This is a genomic window from Burkholderia sp. MSMB617WGS (genome assembly GCF_001532025.2).
Classification (GTDB): Bacteria; Pseudomonadota; Gammaproteobacteria; order Burkholderiales; family Burkholderiaceae; genus Burkholderia; species Burkholderia savannae.
The window spans coordinates 345,055-367,694 of record NZ_CP013458.1; the positions used below are offsets into that span (position 1 = coordinate 345,055).

Genomic DNA, 22,640 nt, shown 5'->3' on the forward strand with positions numbered 1-22,640 from the left:
CTTCACGGCGGCGCATCCGTTTTCCATGGCGACGCTATGTCGTCGTGCGGAGAAGCGAACGAGGCGCACGAAGCGAAGACGCGAACGAAGCGAAACCAGCGCGCATGTCGGTCATCGATGCGGACGTTGGACCATTCAAGCCCATCGTTTCACGCCGTGCCCTCCAGCGACGAAACGCCGAAGGTCAAGCATTTCATCGCACCGCTCGCGCGCCACGCGCAAGGGGCCGTCACGACGCCGTCGATGAATGCATGATGCGGCAGAGCATCCGGCGCATCCGGCGCAACCGGCGCGGCGATACGAATTGACGGAATCACTTCACTGCAGGCGGACGTTGCCATCACGCCTTGCGTGATGGCCGCAGGCGAGAAACGACCGAGAAAGTCGATCGCGGATGCATTGCGGATCGTTGCCTTCCTGTTGCGCGTTCGCCAAATCGATCCGCTCGGCATCGACATCAACCGGTTCGTTCACCTACCCATCGCGATTGAGCGGGGCACGTCGAACATTGCGTCATGTGCGGGCCCGGCGTGCATCGAGCGCCGCGATGTCGCTCGCGTCGTTCGCCTGCGGTTCGCCGATGTGAAAATGCTCGAACCGGCTGCACGCGGCGGCGACGCGCGATATCGCCGAATCCTTCCGTGACGCGATCCGTCGACTATGCTTCAGACGTGTACCGCAACGTCCCGATGAAAGGAGGCGCGATGACGGAGCCTGGCCCCTGCGTGTTGGCGATCGATCTCGGAACGAGCGGCCCGAAGGCCGCCGTCGTCTCGCTCGACGGGCGGGTCGTCGCGGCGGCGCGCGAGGCGGTCGCGACGCTGTCCGTGCCGGGCGGCGGCGTCGAGCAGGACCCGCTCGACATCTGGCGCGCGGTCAAGCATGCGTGCGTCGTCGCGCTGCACGCATCGGGCGTCGCGTCGCGCGACGTGCGCGCGATCGCATGCAGCAGCCAGTATTCGTCGATCGTGCCCGTCGGCGCGGACGGCGCGCCCGTCGCGAACATGATTCTCTGGCTCGACCGGCGCGGCGCGCCGCGCGCGATGCGCGACGTCGCACATTACCCGAAGCGGGCCGATTCGCTGCTGCGGCAGTGGCAATGGCTGCGCGTGCATGGATTGCCGCCCGTCGAAGGCGGGATCTCGCTCACGCACATGCGCTATCTGAAGTATGCGAAGCCCGACGTCTACGCGCGCACCGCGACGTTTCTCGAACCGATGGACTATTTGAATCTGCGCTTCACGGGGCGCGCGTGCGCGAATCAATGCACGGCGTTCATGTCGCTTGCGATCGACAACCGCCGCCTGAACGCGACGCGCTACGATTCGCGGCTCGTACGTTACTCGTGCATCGATGCCGACAAGCTGCCCGAGCTGCTGCCGATCGACGCGATCGTCGGCCGCGTGTTGCCCGACGTCGCCGACGAACTCGGCTTGCCGCGCGATACGCCGGTGGTTGCGGGCCTGAACGACACGCAGGCGGGCGGCATGGGCGCGTGCGCGTTCGCGGGCAAGCACGCGGCGCTGTCGATCGGCAGCTCGAGCGTGATGATCGCGCACGTGCGGTTCAAGCGAACGGATATCCGGCACGCGATTCTCAGCATGCCGAGCCCGGTGCCGGACACGTATTTCGTGATGGCGGAAAACGGCGTCGGCGGCGCGGCGCTCAAGCACTTCATCGAGCAGCAGGTCTATGCGGACGATCCGTTCGGCGCGCTGCCGCGCGACGATTGCTTCGCGCGCCTGCAAACGGCGATCGACGCGACGCCGCCAGGCAGCGGCGGCGTGCTGTTCCTGCCGTGGCTCGCGGGATCGCTCGCGCCGTGCGCGGACGCATCGATGCGCGGCGGCTTCGTCAATCTCGGGCTCGACGCGACGCGCAGCCACCTCGCGCGCGCGGTGCTCGAAGGCGTCGCGATGAATCTGCGCTGGCTGCGCGGCCCTGTCGAAGCATTCGCGAAGCGGCGCTTCTCGCACTTCGTGCTCTACGGCGGCGGCGCGGAATCCGACGCATGGTCGCAGATCGTCGCGGACGTGCTGAACGCGCCCGTGCATCGCGTCGAGCAGCCGCAATACACGACGTGCGTCGGGGTTGCGCTGCTTGCGTTCCAGCGGCTCGGCTTGCTCGATCTCGACGATTTCGGCGCACGCGTGCGGATTCGCGGTGTCCACGAGCCGAACCGCGCGAACGCGGACGTCTATGCCGAAATGTCCGCGCGATTCGTCGACGCGTTCAAGCGTAATCGGCCCGTTTTTCGCGCGATGCAGCGTGTTTAGGCACACGAACGAATCGCTCGCCGGCGCGCTGCGTCGTCAGCCTCGGTTCATACCCGGTGCGTGCGCGCGCGTCGGCGGCCGCGCGCGAGCCGACGCGCAAACCGGGAGCCGCTCAGCCCGGCGCGTAACACGAGAGCCAGTCCTTGACGTAAAAGCACTTCCAGCTCGAGTTGATCGGCAGGTTGAGCGAAGGAGCGGGCGGCGTGGCCGGCGACGGCTTCGGATCGTTCGGCCCGCTCGCGCGGCTCGACTGATCGACGGACACCGGATAGGGGACGTTCGCGAGAATGCCGCCGTACTGCTTGCCGAGCACGAAGCCGACGGGCGTCACCAGCATGTAGGCGCCCGGATTGCCCGATGTCGCAGTCGACCACACGGGCTGCCCCTTGTTGTAGACGACGAGATTGCCGTCGGGCTGCATCGCGACGCTGTCCGACGCGAAGCTCTTGTTCCACAGGTAATAGGTGACGTTGTTGAAGATCTGCAGCGATTGGCGTCCGTTGAGCACCGGGAAGTTCAGCCCGAACGGATAGCCGACGACCGTCGTGAGCGCGCCGCTATTCGGCGTGATCGATGCGAACGGCCAGGTGAACGAAGGATAGCCGCCCTGCGGCGGATAGATCGCGACGACGCCGAAATCCTCGACGACCGCGTACGAGCCCGGAATGGGCGCGGGGCCGTAATACCAGTTGCTCCAGACGACGTCGTTCCCCGAATAGAATGCGAGCCGGCCGTCGGTCTGCATGACGAGCCGATCGCCTTTGCCCACGTAGAGCGCGCCCTCGGGCTTCGTTCCGAAGAATTGCGACATCGAGCTCGCGCCCCATGCCTGCGTCGGGAATTTATAGTGGAAATACAGCTTGCCGCTCGCGGCGTCGATGCCGAATGCGAAATTGCCGTTGTTCGACATCGCGTATTGCCCCGCGACCAATGTGCCGCCCGATGGAATGATCGCCCCCGCCATTGCCGACATCGATGAGCACAGCATCAACAAGAAAGCCAATGCGTATCTCTTCATGACGTGTTCCGATTTTTATTAGGATGTCATGCTAAGCATAGCGTGAACGAAAGGAACGTACAGGGAATTTTTAATGTGTTAATTAGGCAGCCTTAATGTGAACGGCGAGGCGGAATCATCGGCAGTGCCGTCGGCATCGACGCACGTCCGAAAGCCGATGCCGGTTCCGATCAGGAGGGCGTGATGGATCTCGAAGAAGGCGTCAAGCGGCTTTATCCGTATGCGGCCGAATTCGGCGCGATGCACGGCTTTCCCGAGCGCGGCATGCCGCGCGAGCGCTTGCTCGAAGAGCTGCGATCGATGGCCGCGCGCGAAGACTTCAAATGGGAACACGGCCGCTGCTCGGGCACGATGTACTGCGGCGATCACGAACATTATGCGTTCCTCAACGAAGCGTACGGGCTCTTCAGTCACGTCAACGCGTTGCAGCGCGACCTGTGCCCGAGCATGAACCGGATGGAAAGCGAGATCGTCGCGATGACGGTCGCACTGCTGCACGGCGAGGCCGTGACCGGGCATGACGGCGCGCATCGCGCATGCGGCGCGCTGAGCCTCGGCGGCACGGAGAGCATCCTGAACGCGACGCTCGCGTATCGCGACAAAGCGCGCGCCGAACGCGCAATCGTGCGGCCGCGGATGATCTGGCCCGCGTCGGCGCATCCCGCGTTTCGCAAGGCCGCGCATCTGTTCGGCATCGACGTGATCGTCGCGCCGGTCGATCCGCAAACGATGCGGGTCGACGTCGATTTCGTGCGCGATGCGATCGACGCCGATACCGTGATGATCGTCGGCTCGGCATGCAATTATCCGTACGGGACGATCGATCCGATCGAGGCGCTGTCCGACGTCGCGATCGACAAGCACGTGTGGCTGCATGTCGACGCTTGTCTCGGCGGCTGGATTCTGCCGTGGGGGGAAACGCTCGGCTATCCCGACATTCCGGTTTTCGATTTCCGCTTGCCCGGCGTCACGTCGATCTCGGCCGATACGCACAAATACGGCTACGGACCGAAAGGCGGCTCGGTGCTCGCGTGGCGCGACGCGAGCTTTCGCCGGCACCAGTACTTTTTGATGACCGACTGGGCGGGCGGCGTATACGGGTCGCCCGGTTTGGCCGGCAGCCGTTCGGGCGGCCTGATCGCCGCGACGTGGGCGGCGCTGCGCGGCCTCGGGCGCGAAGGATACCTGGCGCGCGCGAAGGCGATATTCGATACGGCGTTCGACATGCAGGCCGCCGTGCGCGCGATTCCGGAACTGCGCGTGCTCGGCAGGCCGACGTTCTGTTTCGCGTTCGCGTCGGACGCGTTCGACATCTATCACGTGAACGACTGCATGCGTCGGCACGGCTGGCGCTTCAACGGGCTTCAGCGTCCGGACGCGCTGCACATGTGCGTGACGGGGCCGCAGACGCAGCCGGGCGTCGTCGAGCGATTCAGGCGGGATCTCGGCGAGGCGGTCGACTATGCGCGACGCCACGCGGAGGCGCGCCCGCAGTCGAGCGGCGTCTATGGCGGCGATTCGGCCGGGCTCGACTTGCGCGACGATGCGCAGGCGAGAGCGTTCTTCACGCAGGTGCTCGATCTGTTTACCGACTGTCCGCTTTAGGCCGCGATGCATGGAGCCGTGCGCGCCGATCGAGCGCGATGGTCGAGCGTCACGAGTCGCCGGTCGGTCCGTCCCAGCCGTCGAGATATTTCGGCAGTTCGTCGCGCACGTCGACGATTCGCTGCCGATAGAACAGATGCATCGTCGGCCGCAGCGCGTCGGGCAGCTCGCCGCCCGTGGCGCGCGCGACGATCGCGTTCGGCACGACGCGCATGCCGAGCCGGTTCGTGCCGAACACGGTTTCGCCGCAGGCTGCGCAGAACCTGCGGGACAGGTGCTTCGCCGGATGCGTGAACGTCGCGGCGTCGCCTTCGGCGACGGCGACTTGCTCGGCCGGCCAAGCGGTTGCCGACAGCATCGGCGCGCCGTAGAAATCGCGGCATGACGCGCAGTGGCAGTTGGCTCGCGCGGCCGGCTCGCCCGTCAGCGTCACGCCGACGGCGCGGCATAGACATCGAATGGAACGCGTTGCGGTCATCTCGTCTCCAGCGGTGAGCCGGCGAGTATAAGACAAGCGCCGCGCGCTTCGGCGTGAACAAGATGCGTTGCGCGCGGCCGGCTCGTCGGCGAATCGGATCGCCGCGCGCGGGTTCGTCGAGCGACGGACGCTCGCTGGCGCGGGCGTGTCGCCGCGCCGCCGGCATCGATCGCGCCGACGCCCGCCTCAATCGAAATCGAACATGTCGAACAGCGATTTCTTTTTCCGATACCCGCCGTGTTGCGGCCGGTAATGACCGTCGTGCTCGTACCCGTCATGCCGGCGCCGATCGTCGTGCGCGTTGCGCGCGGGCGGCGCTTCGCGGGCGGTATCGCGCGCGGCGTCGCGTCGACGCTCGCCTGCATCGTCGTCGGCACGGGCCATGAGCTTGTCGAGCTCGCCGCGGTCGAGCCATACGCCGCGGCACGCCGGGCAGTAGTCGATCTCGATCGATTGCCGTTCTGTCATCAGCAGCTCGGGCGTCACGCAAACAGGGCATTTCATCGTGCAACTCCTTTCGAGGGCGCGCGGACGAGCCGCGCTTCGTTTCCCGCCGCGCGTCCGGCACGGCCGGGCGGCGCGACGTTTCGCTTCGTACGGCCCGATCGAGCCGGGCCGTGCAAGCAGTTCGCACCGCACTGCACTGCATCGCGTCACGTCACGTCGCGCGGCGGCGCGTCACTGCACGGCGATCCGCTTCGCGTGCTTTTCCTTCGCGCGCCGCGCGAGCATGTTCATTCCTTCGACGAAGGCGGAGAACGCCATCGCCGCGTAGATGTAGCCCTTCGGCACGTGCGAGCCGAAGCCTTCCGCGATCAGCGTCATGCCGATCACCATCAGGAAGCTGAGCGCGAGCATCACGATGGTCGGGTTGCGGTCGATGAAGCGCGCGAGCGGGCCGGCTGCGAACAGCATCGCCGTGACGGCGGCGATCACCGCGACGAACATGATCGGGACGTGCGTCGTCATGCCGACCGCGGTGACGATGCTGTCGATCGAGAACACGATGTCGAGCATCAGGATCTGGCTGACCGCAGCCCAAGTCGTCAGGCCGGCGGCGTTCGTCGGGCCGGCTTCGTTCGAGCCGTCGTGCGACACGTGGTGATGCATCTCCTTCGTCGCCTTCCAGACGAGGAACAGGCCGCCCGAGATCAGGATCAGGTCACGCCACGAGAACGCGTGATCGAACAGCGTGAATACCGGCTCGGTGAGCCGCGCGATCCATGCGACCGTGCCGAGCAGCGCGAGTCGAAAGATCAGCGCGAGCCCGATGCCGAGGCGCCGCGTGCGTTCGCGCTGCGCTTCAGGCAGCTTGTTGCTCAGGATCGAGATGAAGATCAGGTTGTCGATGCCGAGCACGATCTCCATCGCGACGAGCGTCACGAGCGCGGCCCAGACGGCGGGATCGGCGGCGAGGGTCAGCAGGTAGTCCATGTGCGGTGTCGGACGGGGTGTCCGTCGAATGTCGAAGTCGTGATGATCGACGCTTTCATGTTTCGAAAAAATCAGTTGGAATCTGATCTATCATTCGGTTTTTACGAAGTATCGATGACGATGGAGGCGAGGGCGCGATGCTGAATTTTCGCCATCTGTACTACTTCTGGGTCGTCGTGAAGGAGGGCGGCTTCGCGCGCGCGGCCGGGCGGCTCGACATGGCCGTGCAGACGATCAGCGCGCAGGTGCGCGAGCTGGAAAGATCGATCGGGCATCAGCTGTTGAAGCCGTCGGGGCGGGGCGTGGCGATGACGGACGCGGGGCAGGCCGCGTTCGCGCGCGCCGAGGAGATCTTCCGGATCGGGCAACTGATCGAGGACGAGGTGCGCGAAGCGGCGCGCGGGGAGGGCGCGCGGCTCGCGGTCGGGCTGACGGACGGCATTTCGAAGCTCACCGCGCACGCGGCGCTCGAGCCCGCGCTCGCGGCGCCGTCGCTGCGGCTGCTTTGCCATGACGGCGAATACGAGGAACTGCTCGCTGAGCTCGCATTGCACCGGCTCGATCTGGTGCTCGCGGGCGAGCCCGCGCCGCGCCGCGCGAACCTGCGGCTCGCGAGCGAGCGGATCGTCGCGTCGCCCGTCGACTGGTACGGGCCGACCGCGATGGCATCGGCGGCGCGCGGCCGCTTTCCGCAGTGCCTGGCGGACCTGCCGGTGCTGTTGCCGACCGGGCACGCGGTGCTGCGCATGCGGCTCGATCGCTGGTTCGACGCGCACGGCATCCGGCCGCGGATCGTCGGCGAATTCGAGGACAGCGCGCTGATGGCCGTGTTCGCCGCGCGCGGTCTGGGCGTGTTTCCGCTGAGCGAGCCGGGCGCGGGCGACGTCGCGCTGCTGCGCGGGTTGAGGCGGCTCGGGCGCGCGGACGGCGTGACCGAGGAGATCTACGCGATCCGTTCGCAACGCGGGCAGCATCATCCGCTCGTCGCGCAGGTGCTGGCCGCGGCGGCGCGAGGGTGAGCCGCATGATCGTGCGCGGCCGGCCGTGTGCCGACGCGCACGTCGCGGTCGTTCGCGAGTGTCCCGAGCGCCGTGCTCGCCGTGCTTGCTGTTGCCGCGCTCGCCGGCCTCGACCGGCCTCGCCCGGCCGACGCGAACCGCGTGCATCGGCGACGATGCGCGCTCGGGCGATCGTTGTTGCAGCCTGGTTGAGAAGTTGCCGTTCGATGTCGTCGCGTCTTGTTCCGCGGCGCGTCCTGGCCGACGCGGAAGGCGAACGGCGAACGGGACGCCGGCTTTCGCCGACCGTCGCCCTCGGTTGGCTGAGACGCATTGGCTTGCGAAGCCTTCGTGTGCATTCGTGCAATACGTCCCGCTTGCTGTCGATCGTGAACGTGCGGCCTCTTTCTTCGACCGCCGCGCTTGCCGATCCTTTGCTTGCGATTGCGTTTCCGCCTGCAATGGCGGGCGCTGCGAATCCGTCCATTGCCTGCGACGAAGCTCATCGCCGAGACATCGGCGCGTTCGGATATGTCGCCCAACGCGCCGCATTTGCACGGGTCGTCAAGCGTTCACCCCTGCGGAAGTCCGGCGATGCGGCGCACGCGGGGCGGCGGCAGCTTGCACTTCATCGCGCCCGTCGCCGCCGCCGCTTCCGCCGTTGCATCCGGCACCGATCGGCTCGGACGGGCGGCCCATCGACGCAGTCGATCCGAGAATTTTCCAAAAAGGGCTTGTGCGCGCGTGCGAGGCTCTCTATAATTCGCGCCTCACACAGGCTCGTAGCTCAGTTGGTTAGAGCACCACCTTGACATGGTGGGGGTCGTTGGTTCGAATCCAATCGAGCCTACCAACGCACATCGGACGCGGATGAACAGCGCAGCAAAGCCCTCTTGGGCGAGCGCTTTCATCCGCGTTCTTCTTCATGCAGCGCTCGGCGCTCGTCCTTCGCATCGACGGGGTGGTCCGCGCGGTTTCTCGCATTCTTCAATTTTCAGCATGACGTTCGACGCGCGGCGCGGTGGGTGATCGCACATCGCATAGGCATGTGCGATCGCGTACGTGCGTTGATGTCACGCCGTGCTCCGAGCATCGGAATCGCGGAGTGGCGTGCGTTCGGCGGATGGGCGGGTTGCATCGAACGGCGCGTGAATCGCATCACATCGTGCATTGCCTGCGGAGCATCGCGCGTCATGCCGCGCGCGTGCCTCGCACGCGGTACGCTATTGGCGCACCACGCACCACGCACCACGCACCACGCACCACGCACCACGCACCACGCACCACGCACCGCGCGTCACGCACCGCGCGTCACACGTCACACGCGCAGCGTCACCGCTGGCGACAGCGCCGCCCCGTCGGACACTGCGTCGCGCGCGGCCCGTGTTCGCAGCCGCACGCGCCGCACCCGATGCAGCCTCCGCCGATCCGCGCCGGCAGCGACGTGACGCGCCGCCGCCCGATCACCGGATGGCAGCCGCGCGCGCACGCGCACACGTTGCCCGCCCGGGCGCTCGCGCAGACGTCGCGGCCCGCGTGCCGCCAGACGATCACGTTCACGCCGACCTCAGCGCGCGCAAGCCGAGCGCGAGCGCGTTGCATGGCGCTTCGATCGCGGCGAGCGGGAAGCGCGCCGTGTCGGTCGCGTACGGCATGTTCAGCAGCGCATGGACGATCCGCTCGCTCGCGTGGCCGTCGCCGTACGGATTCGACGCGCGCGACATTTCGTCGTACGCATCGTCGTCGTCGAGTAGCCGCGACGCCTCGCCCACGATCCGCTCGGTGTTCGTGCCGACGAGCCGCGCGGTGCCCGCCTGGATCGCCTCCGGCCGTTCGGTCGTGTCGCGCGTGACGAGCACCGGCTTGCCGAGCGCGGGCCCTTCTTCCTGGATGCCGCCCGAATCGGTGATGATGAAATGCGCGCGCGACATCAGGAATACGAACGACAGATATTCCTGCGGCGCGATCAGATGGATGTTCGGCAGCCCGTCGAGCAGCGAGTGCGCCGGCTTCTGCACGTTCGGATTCAGATGCAGCGGATAGATGAAGCGCACGTGCGGATAATGCAGCGCGAGCGTGCGCAGCGCGTCGCAGAAATGCGCGAACGGCTCGCCGAAGCTCTCGCGCCGATGGCCGGTGATCAGCACGACGCGCTCGTCTCGGCCGAGGAACGGAAACTGCGCGGCGATTTCGCGGGAAAGCGGTGCGTCGGCGTCGAGCATGCGCTTCACGTCCTGCAGTGCGTCGATCACCGTGTTGCCGGTCAGCACGACGCCCTGCGTCGGCACGCCTTCGCTGAACAGATTGTGCTGCGCGCGCTCGGTCGGCGCGAAGTGCCACGACGACACCGCGTCAGTCACGCGGCGGTTCAGCTCCTCGGGCCACGGCGACCAGATATCGCCGCTGCGCAGCCCCGCTTCGACGTGGCCGATCGGCAAGTAGCGGTAGAACGCGGCGAGGCTCACCGCGAGCGTCGTCGTCGTGTCGCCGTGCACGAGCACGACGTCCGGATCGAAATCGTCGAACACGGCGCCGATCGTCTGAAGGATTCCTGTCGTCACGTCGGTCAGCGTCTGGCTTTGGCGCATCACGTTCAGATCGTACGCGGGCGCGATGTCGAACAGCGAGAGCACCTGGTCGAGCATCTGGCGATGTTGCGCGGTCACGCACACGCGTGCGTCGACGTCGGCTCGCGCCTGCAGCGCACGCACGAGCGGCGCCATCTTGATGGCCTCGGGACGAGTGCCGAACGCAAGCAGGATTTTCTTCATCTTCATCCCCGATTCACGGTTGTTCCGGTCGATCGGGCACGCGGCGCGGCGGCCGCGTGCCGTGAAGCTCGACGTGCGAGCGAACGGCGCGCGCGAACGGCGTCGCGCGATCGGACGCGCGACGCGGTCCGCCGCGCGTCGCGCGACGGTATTTCGACGTCCGTGCGCAGCGTGTCCGCGACGATTCGTCGTGCGAATCGCATCGCGACCGGCTGGCTCGGCCGTGGCGATTGGGCGGTCACGTCATGTATCGCTCCTCGTGGTCTCGGGATTGGCGCCGCGTCGCGGTGCACGACCGCGTGCGCCGCATGTGGCACACCGTTTCGTCCTTTGAGCAATATTTAAACCAGCATCGTCGCCGCCAAGGCGGACGGCGCCGGCCGCGGGCCCGGCGCGCGGGAACGTCTCGCGGCTGTTACGGCGCATTACCGCTTTGCCCGGCGCGGCATGCAGGCGCCGCTTGCGGCGTCTCGGCGGCACATGGATGCGGCCGCGCAACGCCGGCCGCGCATCCATGACGACGTTCGCCGAAAACCTTTGGGCGCTTGGGTTCCGCGCTCGCGCGCGGCTTTCGGGCACACCGCGCGACGAATGCCGCGCGGCGGAGTTCGTCAGGGATTTCCCGGCCGCGCTCGGCCGAAGGCGGGCTGCCGGCGCCGCCTTCGCGAAACGTTTCGATTCTGAAACGCGGCCGCTTCGCAGATTTCGCGGACGCGGAAGACATGCCGCGTACGCGCGCCGGAGTCAATCGTTTGCGGCGGGCTCGCATGCCGCGCGCGCCGCGACGACGGAACTGCGTGCGCGTTCCCGTTGCGATGGCGCGCGGGCGCGGCGCGGCCGCTCGGCGTATGCGCGCATGCGATCGCGCGTTGCGCGACGCACGCCGTCTTGCGAGCGACGGCGGCCCCGGCGTTGATTCGCCGATGAATCAAAACGCGTCGCGCGCGTCGTCGCGCGAACCCGCGCTTCGCCTCGAAACCCTTGTCGCGCGGACTTTTCCGGGCGATGGCTCGCCCTTTGCTTTGAACCAGCGCAGATCCGTTCCGACGCGATTCGACGACAACACACCAAAGGAACGGCCGATGTGACGAAGCCGGAAACCGGCGGCGCGGCGCGTGTTCCGCGCGGCGTCGACGCGCGACATGCGACATGCCGCATGCGACGCGCGCGCGGCACGCAGCGCCGGTTTCCTTTTGCACGTCCGTGCGGGGGCGAGCGCAAGCCGCTGCCGACACGGGCACGGGGACATGAGCATGAAGAACAGGCGGGCGATGTCGTTGTGCGTGGAATGCGTGCTGCTGCTGATCGTGTTCGCATGTTCGCTGGCCGTGCGCGACACCGCGTCGCGCCCGGCATCCGCTTTGCTCCCGTCGATCCCGCTCGTGCGCGCGACGCAGGTGGCCGAGCAGGTCGGCGCGCTCGCCGAGCCGAGCCGGCCGCACGCCGAAGCGATCGCATTCCCGCTCGCGGAATCCGCGCCGCTCGATGCGCCGCCGCTTTTCGCGGCCGTCCGCACGACCGTCGCCCGTGTGCTGGCCGCTTCCGGCAAGGGAATCGTCATCGGCCTGTGCGCGGCGTATCTGTGGTCGTTCGCGCTGCTGACTTTCGTCTACGCGACGCGCCACTACGTATTCAGCCTCGATCGCCTGTTCAAGCCGCAAAGCGCGCCGTATCGCGCGATCACGCGTGCGGACTGGCCGGAGATCACGGTGTTCGTGGCCGCGCACAACGAGGAAGCGGTGGTCGTCGATTGCCTGATGGCGCTCCTCGCGACGACCTATCCGCGCGACCGGCTGACGATCGTGCCCGTCAACGACCGCTCGACCGACAACACGCGCGCGCTGATCGACGAAGTGCAGGCGCTCGCGCCCGATCTCATCAAGCCGTTTCACCGCGAGAGCGGCAAGCCCGGCAAGGCGGCGGCCCTGAAGGACGCGCTGCGCGAGATCCGCGGCGACATCATGGTCGTGTTCGATGCCGACTATCTGCCGCGCCCGGGCTTGCTCGGCGAACTGGTCGCGCCGTTCTTCGATCCGGAAGTGGGCGCGGTGATGGGCCGCGTCGTGCCGCAGAACGCGGATCGCAACCTGCTCGCGCGGCTGCTCGATCTCGAGCGCGCGGGCGGCTATCAGGTGAACCAGCAGGCGCGCAACAATCTCGGCCTCGTGCCGCAATACGGCGGCACGGTAGGCGGCATCCGCAAGAGCGCGCTCGACGCGGTCGGCGGCTGGCGCGACGACACGCTCGCCGAAGACACCGACATGACGTACCGGCTGCTGCTGAGCGACTGGCGCACCGTCTATCTGAACCATGCGGAGTGCTACGAGGAAGTGCCGGAGCGGTGGCCCGTGCGGGCGCGCCAGCTCACCCGCTGGGCGAAGGGGCACAACCAGACGCTGTTCCGCTACCTGATTCCGCTGCTGCGCAGCCCGGTGACGTCGCGGCGTTGCCGCCTCGACGGCGCGCTGCTGCTCGGCGTGTTCACGATGCCCGCGCTCCTCGCGCTCGCGTGGGGCATCGCGCTCGCGCTCTATCTGACGAACGGCATCGATTCGCTCGCGCTCGGCCTGCTCGTTTCGGTGTTCGCGCTGTTCGCGTTCGGCACGTTCGGCAACTTCGGCGTGTTCTTCGAGATCGTCGTCGCCGCGCGCCTCGACGGCCGCGCGACGCGGCTGCGGCTCGTGCCGGTGAACGTCGTCGGATTCTGCGTGACGATCGCGGCCGTCATCGCCGCGCTATGGGGGCTCGCGCTCGACGTGCTGCTGCGTCGCGAGCTGCGTTGGGACAAGACCGAGCGCTTTCGCCGGCCGCTGAAATCGGGACGATGAGCGATGACGACCTTCAACGTGATCATGCCGGTGGCCGGAATGCTCAGCCTGCCGTTTCTGCCGCTTTTGAACGAGCTGGTGAGGCGCAGCGACGTCAGTGCGCTGCCGATCGGCGACGGCCCGTTCGTCGACTATCCGCGTCGCGCCGAGCAGTGGCTCGACGCGTTGCGCGCGAACGCGCGCGGCGAGCCGCTCGCGCAGGGCGACGCGGCACCGTGGCAGGCGCTCGGCCTGCGCGTCGAGCACGTCGACGCGCTCTGCCTCGCGCGCGGCGACCGGCGCGACGGCGTGCTGTATGCGGACCGGATGATCTCGCTCGGCGCGGGCGCGCACGCGGCATACGCGTTCGCCGAGGAGCGCATCGAGATGCGCGCGGGCGCGACGCTCGGCGGGTTCGCGTACGCGCCGAACGTCGACATCGACAACACGCTCGTACACGGCGCGGTGATCGGGCAGACGGTGCGCATGCACGGCTGCGGCGGCTTCGCGAATCTGCACGGCACGCCGATCGTGTTCGGCCGCGTCGCGCGCGCGCTCGGCCGCGACGGCACGCTGGCGCCGCATCGCGCGCTGTCGCTCGCGAACCGCCTGGCCGGCGTTCCGCACCGCGTGCTGGACGGCCGCTATCTGGTGCATCGCGACGTGCGCATGCCGTCGCACACGATCCTGCACGGCACGCTGATCGTCGAGGGCCGGCTGACGCTCGGCGAGGGCTGCGTGCTGATCGGCAGCGTGAAGGCGCACAGCGTCGTGCTCGAATGCGATGCGCTGTTGAACGGCGCGGTGTTCGCTCGCGACGACGTGCTGCTCGACGACGCGAGCTGCATCGACGGCGTCGTGTCCGCGGGCGGTCTGTTGCGGCTGACGGGCGCACGCATCGGCGCGGCCGATCATCCGGTCAGCGCGTGCGCGCGCGACGTGTCGGTGGTCGGCCATGCGTGCGTGCACGGCGATCTCGTCGCGTGGCGCAGCGGCTGGTATCACGCGTCGTAACAAGGAGATCGACATGCATGCGCTTCGTTGCCGGCGCGACCCGCCCGTTCCTCTCGCCGCCCTCGCGCTTGCGTGTGCGTGCGCGCTCGGCGCGCCGAACGCACATGCGGCGCCGGCTTCCGGCGACGTGCCGGTCGCGGCCGCCGCCGACGCGCCTATTGCGGCTTCCGTCGCGTCGTCCGCGCCTGTCGCCGTGCCGGCTGCCGCTGCTGTTGCCGTTGCCGTTGCCGTGCCGACCGCGGCGTCGCCCGAGCCGTCCGCGTCGCGCTTGTCGTCCGCGCCGAACGCGATCGCATCGGCGTCCGCGTCCGCATCCGCATCTGCGTCCACGGCGACGTCCGCGTCCGCCCCCCTTTCGGCGCCGCCGGCTGCGCCGCTCGTCATCGTGCCGCGAGAGTTCGACGACATGGCGCTCGTGAAGGTCGATTCGGAAGGCATGCCCGACGGCTATCCGCTCGCCGAGGTCACGCCCGATCAGGAGAACCAACCGACATTGCCGGAAGCGATCGTCACGCACGTCCAGGCGCCGGCGGAGCGGCACACGGAGCTGTCGCTCGCGTATTCGATGGCGCACGTGACGAACGGCTATGGCGACTGGTACGGCGTGCATCTGCGCGGTCTCTATCAGGCGGGCGGCCGCACGTTCATCGGCGAGCTCGCGCAACTGCACCGCTTCCACGAGAGCACGCAGCTCGGCGCGATCACGTACGTACAGGACATGGGGCCGGACTGGTTCGGCGCCGTCGGATTGTCCGGCACGACGTCCGGCACGATTCTGCCGAGCGCGCGCGTCGACCTGTCGCTCAACCGCAAGCTGCTGTCGAACCGGTCACTCGTGTTGTCGGCGGGCGCGGGCTACGCGTGGAACCGCAACGGTCACCGCGATCAGCTTTATCACCTCGGCGCGATCTGGTATGCGGTGCCGAAGTGGATCTTCGAGGCGGGCTGGAACTACACGGTCGACTCCCCGGGTTCCGTGAAGGCGCCTGCGTATTACGGCGCGGTCACGTACGGCGAGGTCGGCAAGAGCGTGATCGTGCTGCGCGGCAGCTTCGGCCGCGAGGCGTATCAGGCGATCAGCAACAACGCGCAGATCACCGATTTCCGCAGCCACGAGGTGTCGCTGAAGTGGCGCTACTGGTTCACGCGCAAGTGGGGCACGCAAGTCGAGTTCGACTACTACCACAACCCGTACTACTCGCGGATCGGCGGGGAGGTCGGGATGTTCTATCGGTGGTGACGGGCGGGCGCATGGATACCGATCCCATCCCGTCGCCCGATGATCGTTCGCTGCGCACGCACGCGCATCCGCGGCGCTGGCTCGCATCGGCCGCGCTACTCACGCCCGCGCTGTACGCGCTGCTATGGTTCGCGCTGCCGTACGCGTGGCGGTACTGGTGCGCGGTGGTCGGCTGGGGTGCGCGACAGATCGATCCGTCGCTGGACGCGGTCGTGCTCGGCTATCCGGCGCACGCGCTGCGCGTGCCGCTGCTGTCGATCAATCTCGCCGCTCGGATGCCGAGCGGCGCGCTGCTGTTCGCGACCGCGGCGGCCTGCGCGGCGGGATTCGCGGCCACGTTCGTTCGTCGGGCGAGATGGCTGCCGGTTGCGTACCTGCTGAGGATCGCGACGTTCGCGCAGCTGATGATCTGCCTGTATTTCTGGACGATGTACGGGCCGCCCGCTGCCGCCGCCTCGCCCGCAGGCGCGGTGGCGGATACGTTCCCGTACGACGCATCGCTTCATCTGCGAGACGTGTTCGTGATGAACGTCGCGGCGATCGCGCTGATTCCGCTCGTGATGGCGGCGCTCTACTACCCGCTCGATTTCTCCCTCGCGCAGAAGGCGTTCGCGTCGCTCCTCGTACTCGGTTATTTCATGGCGGCGCTGCCGTTCGTGCTGCTGCTGCACGCGGTCGTCATCTATCACGGCTCGCTGCTGTTCATGCCGTTCTGCTATTTCGTGCTGGGCGCGCCGTTGCTGATCGGATTGCTCATCACGCTCTACAGCTATTGCGCGAGCTGGCACGGCGCGCTGACGCGAGAGCCGCCGTGAGCGGCCGACGAGAGAAACCGCTTCCGTATCAGCGCTGAGACGATTTCGCGAGATTTCGTCGGGAGGGCGCCGCACGATCGGCCGCAGAGCCTGATCGATCGGGCATCCGAAGCAAATGGCACGGAGCTCGCTTTCACCGGGGGGTAGGTTCGATTGCCGTGCCGCGCCGAATGGGCGCGGCGCAGTCGTCGGAAGACGCCGGGCAATGCGCCGGCGTGACAAACGGCCATCACATCCACGAGGCCGGGGCCGGTGTGCCGGGCGGCGCGTCTGACGCGCCGCAGCCGGTCGCGAGCCGCCCTTCCCTGAAGAGGATAGGAGCGAACCATGTTGGCGAAGTCAGGCAAATTCCTGCGGGTCGTGTTCGCGTTGTTCGCGCTCGCGCTCGCGTTCGGGCCGGGCGTTGCGCGCGCGGCCACCAATCAATTGCTGCTGCTGGTTCCGGACACGCTCACGCTGCCCGATCCGAGAGTGTCCGCGTGGCTCGACAGCGCGCAAGAAGAAGGGCTTCAGATCAAGCTGATCACGGATAGCCAGTTCATGCAGGCGGGCGCGACGCTGTCGCAATATCCGGGGCTCATCCTACCCGACCAGGTGCATACGGTTGCCGACGACACGCTCGTCACCGCGATCCAGAACTATGCGCTGAACGGCGGCAAGGTGATGCTCGTCTATGATTTCGGCGTGCTGAATTCTGCGGGCTTCTATCCGGTTCCGAAGTCGCGCTTCAGCTCGATGGTGGGCGTCGATTACGTGCTCTACAGCCAACTGCTCGGCAACACGATCGGCCTCGGCAACGTGACCGGCATGAGCAGCTGGCTGCGCACGATTCAGGTGCCGCCCGGCAAGTCGATGGCGTGGACGACGACGTCGTCGTCCACGACGACGAGCGCGCTGCTGTCGGCCGCCACCGGCACGACGAGCGCGGCCACGACCGGCACGGCCACGTCGGGCACGCTGATGTACCTGAGCGCGAGCCCGTCGAACCCGGGCGGTCTGCAGGGCTACAACCACAGCGCATGGTTCGGCTATACGCTGCCGAAGGACGGCAAGGGCACGTTCGCGTCGACCGCGCCGAAGCTGACGGGGTTCGTCACCGGCAAGCCGGTGAAGTCGGGCACGTACAGCGCGAGCTCTCTGACGACGAGCACGTCCACGACGCTGACCGGAACCGCGAGCACGCTGCTCACGACGGCGGGGACGCTGACCGACACGCTCGAAGGCATCTCGGGCTACGTGTACGGCTTCCTCACGTATCCGAGCTTCGTCACGCAAGGCACGTACACCGGCACGACGATCCTGACCTCGCCGAGCTTCGGCCTCGTATCGGGCTACAACACGTACGGCAACGGCGGCGTGCTGTTCGTGAACCTGCCGCTCGCGTACCTCGACGGCCAGACGGACGGGATGCTGATCCACGGCTTCCTGCATTACTTCGGCACGGGCCTGTTGAGCCTGCCGTCGCTGTCGAATCTGCCGAGGGCGCGGGCCGGGCTCGTGTTCAACTGGCACTTCTGCGCGGAAGACCAGATTCAGCCGGCGCAGACTCTGAAGAACCTCGGCGTGTGGGCGAACGGCCCGTTCTCGATCGTGTTCACAGCCGGCCCCGACGAAGCGACGTTCGGTGACGGCGACGGCATCAACCTCGACTACAATTCGACCGCGCTGAATCTCGTCAGGTACTTCCTGTCGAGAGGACATCACGTGGGCAGCCACGGCGGCTGGATTCACGACTACTGGGGCGCGTATGCGAGCGAGACGGACCAGAGCACGTTCCAGCAGTATCTGGTGATGAACCATCAGGCCGTGATGACCGCGACGGGGATGCCCGATGTCGAATACGCGGCGCCTGAAGGCAACACGCCGACCTGGTCCGTGAACTGGCTCGAAGCGAACGGCTTCAACGGCTATTACTTCACGGGCCACACCGGTTCCGAGCCGACCCGCGCGTATCGCAACGGTGCATTGTTGAACCCGGGGCTGTGGGCGTACCCGGTGATGCCGTTCGGCAAGTACGCGACGTTCGAGGAATTCCAGCAGTACGGCGTGTCGACGACCGACATCACGAACTGGTACACGAACCTCATCAACTTCGTGGTCGCGAACCGCACGAGCCGTCTGATCTATGCGCACCCGTACGGCGCGTCGTTCTACCCGACCGTGCTGACGTCGATCTTCACGCAGGCGAACGCGTTGAAGCTGCTCGGCCAGTTCAGGTGGTACACGATGAGCGACATCACGAACTTCGACCGCTCTAGGCTGAACGTGGCGTGGTCGGCGACGGACATGGGGGCGAGCTGGGCATTCCACGCGAGCCACCCGACGAGCCTCGCGAACATGACGTGGCTGTTGCCGAAGGCGAAGTACGGGATGCCCGTCGTGACGCAGGGCTCGGCGAGCGTCGATTATTCCGATCCGACGAACTGGCTCGTGATTGCCGGCGCCGGCACGAGCCTCACGTTCACGAGCGCGAAGATGTAGTGACGCGGCAAACGCGTCGCCGCGCGCGGCTTCGGCCGCGCACGGCGGCGGCGACCTCGAAGCCCAACCGCGCGCAAGCGCACGACATCATGAACCGGCCCGCGCTCGTCGCGGCCGCTCGCGCATGCGGGGCGGCTCGCCTTCTGCTACGCCGCGCATCGCGCGTCGTACTGCTTGCCATGTGCGGCGTCGCGTTGTGCGCGCACGCCGCCGAGCTGCAACTGAGCGGCTATTACCAGCGGCCCGACGGCGCGATCACCGTGCGCCTGAACGGGGCCGGCATCGATCCGTACTTCGCGGCGAAGGCGCTTCTCGCCGCCGCCGACGCGCAGCTCGACGCGCACCGGGCCGCGCGCGCATGGATTGCATGGCTGCTGCCGCGCCAACGCGCGGACGGCGGCTTCGACCGCTTCTGCGTGAAGGACGGCCAATACACCGCATGCGCGGATGCGGATGCGGACGATTCGATGATGGCGACGTGGATGGAACTGCTCGCGCGCTTCGCGCCGCAGAACGGGATGCCGGCGAACTGGGAGCGCAGCCTCGCGCGGGCGAGCGCGCATCTCGATACGTTGCTCGACAAACGCACGGGCGTCTACCAGATTTCGCCGACGCTGCACGTCGCGCTGCTGATGGACAACGTCGAGGTGCACAGCGCGCTGCAGGCGCTCGCCGCGTATTACATCCGCCGCTCCGACTACACGCACGCGGGCCCGTGGAGCCAGCGCGCCGACCGGCTGTCGGCGGCGATCCTGCAGGTGTTCTGGCGCGGCACGCAGTCGGGCTTCCGGGCGAGCACGCAGCAAATCGGCGACACGAGCTTCTACCCGGAGAAGGTCGCGCAGGTGTTCCCGATCCTGTCGGGCATCCGCGTGCCCGATCAATCGAACGCGACGATCTACGCGCAATGGATGCGCCGCTACGGCAAGACGTGGCTGCAACTCGCCGGCACCGATTTTCCGTGGGGCTTGATCGCGCTCGTCGCGTACAAGATGAACGATTGGAACACCGTCGCGTGCTGGCACGCGCGCTCCGGTCCTTACCGGCACGGCCCGCACTGGAACGTGCTCGAGGAGACGCTCTATCTCGCATTCGAAAGCAAGATGGCCGATCCGGTCGCGCCCGCGCGCTGCGGGTTCACGACGGCGTCGGCCGCCGCCGTGCTGCGTTGAAGAAGACGCGCGGGCATCGCTAGTCACTCGAGGTAACGAGTCATGTGTGGCATCGTCGGCGCGGTTGCGCAACGGAACATCGTTCCGATTCTGATCGAAGGCTTACGGCGTCTCGAATATCGCGGCTACGACTCGTGCGGCGTCGCGACCCTGGTCGACGGCGAGGCGCGACGCGAACGCAGCGTGTCGCGCGTCGCCGATCTCGAAGCGCACGTGCGCACGGCCGGCCTCACCGGCAGCACGGGCATCGCGCACACGCGCTGGGCGACGCACGGTGCGCCCGCGACCTGCAACGCGCATCCGATCTTCTCGCGCGATCACATCGCGCTCGTGCACAACGGCATCATCGAGAATCACGAAGCGCTGCGCACGCAGCTGTCCGAACAGCTTTACGAGTTCGACGGACAGACCGATACCGAAGTCGTCGCGCATCTGATCCACAGCAAGTATCGCGGCGACCTGCTGTCCGCGGTTCGCGACGCGACGTCGCAATTGCGCGGCGCGTACGCGATCGCCGTGTTCAGCAAGACCGAGCCGAACCGGCTGATCGGCGCGCGCGTGGGCTCGCCGCTCGTCGTCGGATTGAAGGACGGCGAGTGCTTTCTCGCGTCGGACGCGCTCGCGCTCGCCGGCATCACCGATCAGTTCATCTTTCTCGACGAAGGCGACATCGTCGAGCTGACGCCGGGCGGCGTGCGGATCGTCGATCGCAGCGGCGCGCCGGTCGAGCGCACGGTGCAGACCGTGCCGTCGACGCAGGGCGCGGTCGAGCTCGGCGATTATCGGCACTTCATGCAGAAGGAGATTTTCGAGCAGCCGCACGCGGTGGCCGCGACGATTCCCGACGCGGGGCTCTTCGATCCGGCGGTGTTCGGCCATGACGCGCGGCGCGCGTTCGAGCAGATCGACAACGTGCTGATTCTCGCGTGCGGCACGAGCCACTACGCGGGACTGACCGCGCGCCGCTGGCTCGAGACGATCGCGCGGCTACCCGCGCAGGTCGAGATCGCGAGCGAGTACCGGTACAGCGACGCGGTCGCGATGCCGAATACGCTGATCGTCGTCGTGTCGCAGTCGGGCGAGACGGCCGACACGCTCGCCGCGCTGAAGTACGCGCAGGCGCTCGGCCACATCGACACGCTCGCGATCTGCAACGTCCCGACGAGCGCGATGATGCGGCAGACCGGGCTGCGCTTCCTGACGCGGGCGGGCCCGGAGATCGGCGTCGCGTCGACGAAGGCGTTCACGACGCAGCTCGTCGCGCTCTTCATCCTGGCGGTCACGCTCGGGCGAATGCGCGGCCGCGTCGACGACGCGCAGCTCGCGCGCTACACGCAGCAACTGCGCCGCCTGCCCGGCGCGCTGGAGGACGTGCTCGCGCTCGAGTTGGAGGTGGCGCGCTGGGCGGACGAGTTCGCCCGGCACGAGAACGCGCTTTTTCTCGGGCGCGGGCTGCACTATCCGATCGCGCTTGAAGGCGCGCTGAAGCTGAAGGAGATTTCGTACATTCACGCGGAAGCGTATCCGGCGGGCGAGCTCAAGCATGGGCCGCTCGCGCTCGTGACGAACACGATGCCGGTCGCGACGATCGCGCCGAACGACGCGCTGCTCGAGAAGCTCAAGTCGAACATGCAGGAGGTGCGCGCGCGCGGCGGGCAGCTCTACGTCTTCGCCGACGCGGACACGCGGATCGACAACCGCGACGGAATTTCGGTGATGAGGATGCCGGACTATTACGGGCTGTTGTCGCCGATCCTGCACGTCGTGCCGTTGCAACTGCTCGCGTATCACGCGGCTTGCATCAGGGGGGCGGATATCGACAAGCCGAGGAACCTGGCGAAATCGGTGACGGTCGAGTAGGGAGGGGCGGTGCGGTGCGCATCCTCGAGCGCACGCGATCTCGCCGGATGCACGCCGCAATCGCGGCCCCCTACAGGAAGGCTGGCGCGTCAGCTATACGACTGATACACGCTCGACTGGCCGCCGCGCTTGATGATAAGCACGTCGTACGGCATGTGACGGCCGTTGTACGCCGGTCCGTCCATGCCGGGCGAGCCGATCGGCATCGCCGGCACGGCGAGCCCGATCGCGTTCGGCCGTTCCCGCAGAAGACGCTTGATCTCGCGTGCGGGAACATGCCCCTCGAGCGCATATCCCTGAATGACGCCCGTATGGCACGACGCGAAGCGCTCGGGCATGCCGGCTTTTTGCCGCGCGTCGGCCGTGTCCTCGACATTGTGCACCGCCACGTCGAAGCCGTTGTTCTTCAGATGCGACAGCCAGTCTTCGCAGCATCCGCACGTGGGCGTCTTCCACACCTGCACGACGGGCTTCGCGGCCGCTTTTTGCGAAAACGCGATGACGGGCAGCAGCGCCAATCCGGTGGCGAAGGCGCGTCTTGCGTGAGAAATCGGCTTGTTTTCGAAAGGTCGGGTCATGGGGCTTTCCGTCGGAGTGGAGGGGATATCGGCGATGTTCCGCTTTTAGCCGCGGTCCTTGCTTGCGGCTGCGATCGAACCGATACAAATGGT

General features: G+C 67.3%; 19 protein-coding genes and 1 tRNA gene. 13 read left to right on the forward strand and 7 right to left on the reverse strand.

The window, feature by feature from the left end; genetic code table 11:
• Positions 1 to 149: 149 nt before the first annotated feature.
• Complete coding sequence (locus tag WT60_RS34950) at positions 150 to 341, reverse strand: hypothetical protein (RefSeq protein ID WP_222430151.1); 192 nt, start codon at positions 339 to 341, stop codon at positions 150 to 152.
• A 13-nt stretch (positions 342 to 354) separates the two neighbouring features.
• On the opposite strand from WT60_RS34950, the gene WT60_RS34955 reads away from it, so the two are divergent.
• Both WT60_RS34955 and WT60_RS21555 read left to right on the forward strand, forming a co-directional pair.
• Entirely contained in the window at positions 355 to 645 is a 291-nt protein-coding gene (locus WT60_RS34955; RefSeq protein WP_060356110.1) for a hypothetical protein, read from the forward strand.
• A 59-nt stretch (positions 646 to 704) separates the two neighbouring features.
• Positions 705 to 2,276, forward strand: a complete 1,572-nt coding sequence (locus WT60_RS21555) for an FGGY-family carbohydrate kinase (protein WP_038746323.1) — start codon at positions 705 to 707, stop codon at positions 2,274 to 2,276.
• 112 nt (positions 2,277 to 2,388) lie between these two features.
• On the opposite strand, the gene WT60_RS21560 is transcribed toward WT60_RS21555, so the two are convergent.
• The gene (locus tag WT60_RS21560) at positions 2,389 to 3,294 is read right to left on the reverse strand and encodes a membrane protein (protein WP_038746138.1); all 906 of its coding nucleotides are present in this window, start codon (positions 3,292 to 3,294) and stop codon (positions 2,389 to 2,391) included.
• 183 nt (positions 3,295 to 3,477) lie between these two features.
• Here WT60_RS21560 and WT60_RS21565 point away from each other — a divergent pair, with 183 nt between their 5' ends.
• Complete coding sequence (locus tag WT60_RS21565; protein WP_060356109.1) at positions 3,478 to 4,899, forward strand: aminotransferase class V-fold PLP-dependent enzyme; 1,422 nt, start codon at positions 3,478 to 3,480, stop codon at positions 4,897 to 4,899.
• Positions 4,900 to 4,948: 49 nt separating this feature from the next.
• Here WT60_RS21565 and WT60_RS21570 read toward each other — a convergent pair whose 3' ends face one another.
• The 3 genes from WT60_RS21570 to WT60_RS21585 all read right to left on the reverse strand — a co-directional run bounded on the left by WT60_RS21570 (position 4,949) and on the right by WT60_RS21585 (position 6,811).
• A complete protein-coding gene (locus WT60_RS21570) occupies positions 4,949 to 5,377 on the reverse strand; it encodes a GFA family protein (protein WP_038746144.1) in 429 nt (142 codons plus the stop codon).
• Positions 5,378 to 5,563: 186 nt separating this feature from the next.
• Positions 5,564 to 5,881: a zf-TFIIB domain-containing protein gene (locus WT60_RS21575; RefSeq protein WP_060356108.1), complete on the reverse strand. Its 318-nt coding sequence runs from the start codon at positions 5,879 to 5,881 to the stop codon at positions 5,564 to 5,566.
• A gap of 174 nt (positions 5,882 to 6,055) precedes the next feature.
• Positions 6,056 to 6,811, reverse strand: coding sequence for a TerC family protein (locus tag WT60_RS21585; protein WP_038746150.1), 756 nt, complete (start codon positions 6,809 to 6,811; stop codon positions 6,056 to 6,058).
• A 137-nt stretch (positions 6,812 to 6,948) separates the two neighbouring features.
• On the opposite strand from WT60_RS21585, the gene WT60_RS21590 reads away from it, so the two are divergent.
• Together WT60_RS21590 and WT60_RS21595 are read left to right on the forward strand one after the other, a co-directional pair.
• Positions 6,949 to 7,830, forward strand: a complete 882-nt coding sequence (locus WT60_RS21590; RefSeq protein ID WP_038746152.1) for a LysR family transcriptional regulator — start codon at positions 6,949 to 6,951, stop codon at positions 7,828 to 7,830.
• A 755-nt stretch (positions 7,831 to 8,585) separates the two neighbouring features.
• Positions 8,586 to 8,662 (forward strand) — tRNA-Val (locus WT60_RS21595).
• A gap of 703 nt (positions 8,663 to 9,365) precedes the next feature.
• Here the strand turns inward: WT60_RS21595 and wecB are convergent.
• Positions 9,366 to 10,580: a UDP-N-acetylglucosamine 2-epimerase (non-hydrolyzing) gene (gene wecB, locus WT60_RS21605; protein ID WP_059642173.1), complete on the reverse strand. Its 1,215-nt coding sequence runs from the start codon at positions 10,578 to 10,580 to the stop codon at positions 9,366 to 9,368.
• A 545-nt stretch (positions 10,581 to 11,125) separates the two neighbouring features.
• On the opposite strand from wecB, the gene WT60_RS34625 reads away from it, so the two are divergent.
• The 8 genes from WT60_RS34625 to glmS all read left to right on the forward strand — a co-directional run bounded on the left by WT60_RS34625 (position 11,126) and on the right by glmS (position 21,969).
• Positions 11,126 to 11,668, forward strand: a complete 543-nt coding sequence (locus tag WT60_RS34625) for a hypothetical protein (RefSeq protein ID WP_186448646.1) — start codon at positions 11,126 to 11,128, stop codon at positions 11,666 to 11,668.
• Between the two features lie 165 nt (positions 11,669 to 11,833).
• Positions 11,834 to 13,408, forward strand: coding sequence for a glycosyltransferase (locus tag WT60_RS21625; protein WP_038746332.1), 1,575 nt, complete (start codon positions 11,834 to 11,836; stop codon positions 13,406 to 13,408).
• Positions 13,409 to 13,411: 3 nt separating this feature from the next.
• Entirely contained in the window at positions 13,412 to 14,401 is a 990-nt protein-coding gene (locus WT60_RS21630; RefSeq protein WP_059671411.1) for a polymer-forming cytoskeletal protein, read from the forward strand.
• 13 nt (positions 14,402 to 14,414) lie between these two features.
• Positions 14,415 to 15,641 (forward strand): YaiO family outer membrane beta-barrel protein, encoded by a 1,227-nt coding sequence (locus tag WT60_RS21635; RefSeq protein WP_060356106.1) that lies wholly within the window; start codon positions 14,415 to 14,417, stop codon positions 15,639 to 15,641.
• Positions 15,642 to 15,652: 11 nt separating this feature from the next.
• Positions 15,653 to 16,456, forward strand: a complete 804-nt coding sequence (locus WT60_RS21640) for a hypothetical protein (protein WP_060356105.1) — start codon at positions 15,653 to 15,655, stop codon at positions 16,454 to 16,456.
• 327 nt (positions 16,457 to 16,783) lie between these two features.
• On the forward strand, positions 16,784 to 18,937 hold the full coding sequence (locus WT60_RS21645) for a hypothetical protein (protein WP_060356104.1): 2,154 nt from the start codon (positions 16,784 to 16,786) through the stop codon (positions 18,935 to 18,937).
• Positions 18,938 to 19,026: 89 nt separating this feature from the next.
• Positions 19,027 to 20,109 carry a hypothetical protein gene (locus WT60_RS21650; RefSeq protein ID WP_038746335.1) on the forward strand — a complete coding sequence of 361 codons (1,083 nt, stop codon included), beginning with the start codon at positions 19,027 to 19,029 and terminating at the stop codon, positions 20,107 to 20,109.
• A gap of 42 nt (positions 20,110 to 20,151) precedes the next feature.
• Positions 20,152 to 21,969 (forward strand): glutamine--fructose-6-phosphate transaminase (isomerizing), encoded by a 1,818-nt coding sequence (gene glmS / locus WT60_RS21655; protein ID WP_059576587.1) that lies wholly within the window; start codon positions 20,152 to 20,154, stop codon positions 21,967 to 21,969.
• Between the two features lie 89 nt (positions 21,970 to 22,058).
• Here the strand turns inward: glmS and WT60_RS21660 are convergent, their stop codons facing one another.
• Positions 22,059 to 22,547, reverse strand: coding sequence for a DUF411 domain-containing protein (locus WT60_RS21660; protein ID WP_059671415.1), 489 nt, complete (start codon positions 22,545 to 22,547; stop codon positions 22,059 to 22,061).
• Positions 22,548 to 22,640: the final 93 nt, after the last annotated feature.

What these genes read in the sequence shown, in the direction of transcription:
- WT60_RS21660 (WP_059671415.1), bottom strand. Translation starts at nt 22,547, where the DNA reads ATGACCCGACCTTTCGAAAACAAGCCGATTTCTCACGCAAGACGCGCC.
- WT60_RS34955 (WP_060356110.1), top strand. Translation starts at nt 355, where the DNA reads ATGGCCGCAGGCGAGAAACGACCGAGAAAGTCGATCGCGGATGCATTG.
- WT60_RS21635 (WP_060356106.1), top strand. Translation starts at nt 14,415, where the DNA reads ATGCATGCGCTTCGTTGCCGGCGCGACCCGCCCGTTCCTCTCGCCGCC.
- WT60_RS21570 (WP_038746144.1), bottom strand. Translation starts at nt 5,377, where the DNA reads ATGACCGCAACGCGTTCCATTCGATGTCTATGCCGCGCCGTCGGCGTG.
- WT60_RS21565 (WP_060356109.1), top strand. Translation starts at nt 3,478, where the DNA reads ATGGATCTCGAAGAAGGCGTCAAGCGGCTTTATCCGTATGCGGCCGAA.
- glmS (WP_059576587.1), top strand. Translation starts at nt 20,152, where the DNA reads ATGTGTGGCATCGTCGGCGCGGTTGCGCAACGGAACATCGTTCCGATT.
- WT60_RS21625 (WP_038746332.1), top strand. Translation starts at nt 11,834, where the DNA reads ATGAAGAACAGGCGGGCGATGTCGTTGTGCGTGGAATGCGTGCTGCTG.
- wecB (WP_059642173.1), bottom strand. Translation starts at nt 10,580, where the DNA reads ATGAAGAAAATCCTGCTTGCGTTCGGCACTCGTCCCGAGGCCATCAAG.
- WT60_RS21640 (WP_060356105.1), top strand. Translation starts at nt 15,653, where the DNA reads ATGGATACCGATCCCATCCCGTCGCCCGATGATCGTTCGCTGCGCACG.
- WT60_RS21555 (WP_038746323.1), top strand. Translation starts at nt 705, where the DNA reads ATGACGGAGCCTGGCCCCTGCGTGTTGGCGATCGATCTCGGAACGAGC.
- WT60_RS21650 (WP_038746335.1), top strand. Translation starts at nt 19,027, where the DNA reads ATGAACCGGCCCGCGCTCGTCGCGGCCGCTCGCGCATGCGGGGCGGCT.
- WT60_RS21560 (WP_038746138.1), bottom strand. Translation starts at nt 3,294, where the DNA reads ATGAAGAGATACGCATTGGCTTTCTTGTTGATGCTGTGCTCATCGATG.
- WT60_RS21645 (WP_060356104.1), top strand. Translation starts at nt 16,784, where the DNA reads ATGTTGGCGAAGTCAGGCAAATTCCTGCGGGTCGTGTTCGCGTTGTTC.
- WT60_RS34950 (WP_222430151.1), bottom strand. Translation starts at nt 341, where the DNA reads ATGGCAACGTCCGCCTGCAGTGAAGTGATTCCGTCAATTCGTATCGCC.
- WT60_RS21585 (WP_038746150.1), bottom strand. Translation starts at nt 6,811, where the DNA reads ATGGACTACCTGCTGACCCTCGCCGCCGATCCCGCCGTCTGGGCCGCG.
- WT60_RS21630 (WP_059671411.1), top strand. Translation starts at nt 13,412, where the DNA reads ATGACGACCTTCAACGTGATCATGCCGGTGGCCGGAATGCTCAGCCTG.
- WT60_RS21575 (WP_060356108.1), bottom strand. Translation starts at nt 5,881, where the DNA reads ATGAAATGCCCTGTTTGCGTGACGCCCGAGCTGCTGATGACAGAACGG.
- WT60_RS21590 (WP_038746152.1), top strand. Translation starts at nt 6,949, where the DNA reads ATGCTGAATTTTCGCCATCTGTACTACTTCTGGGTCGTCGTGAAGGAG.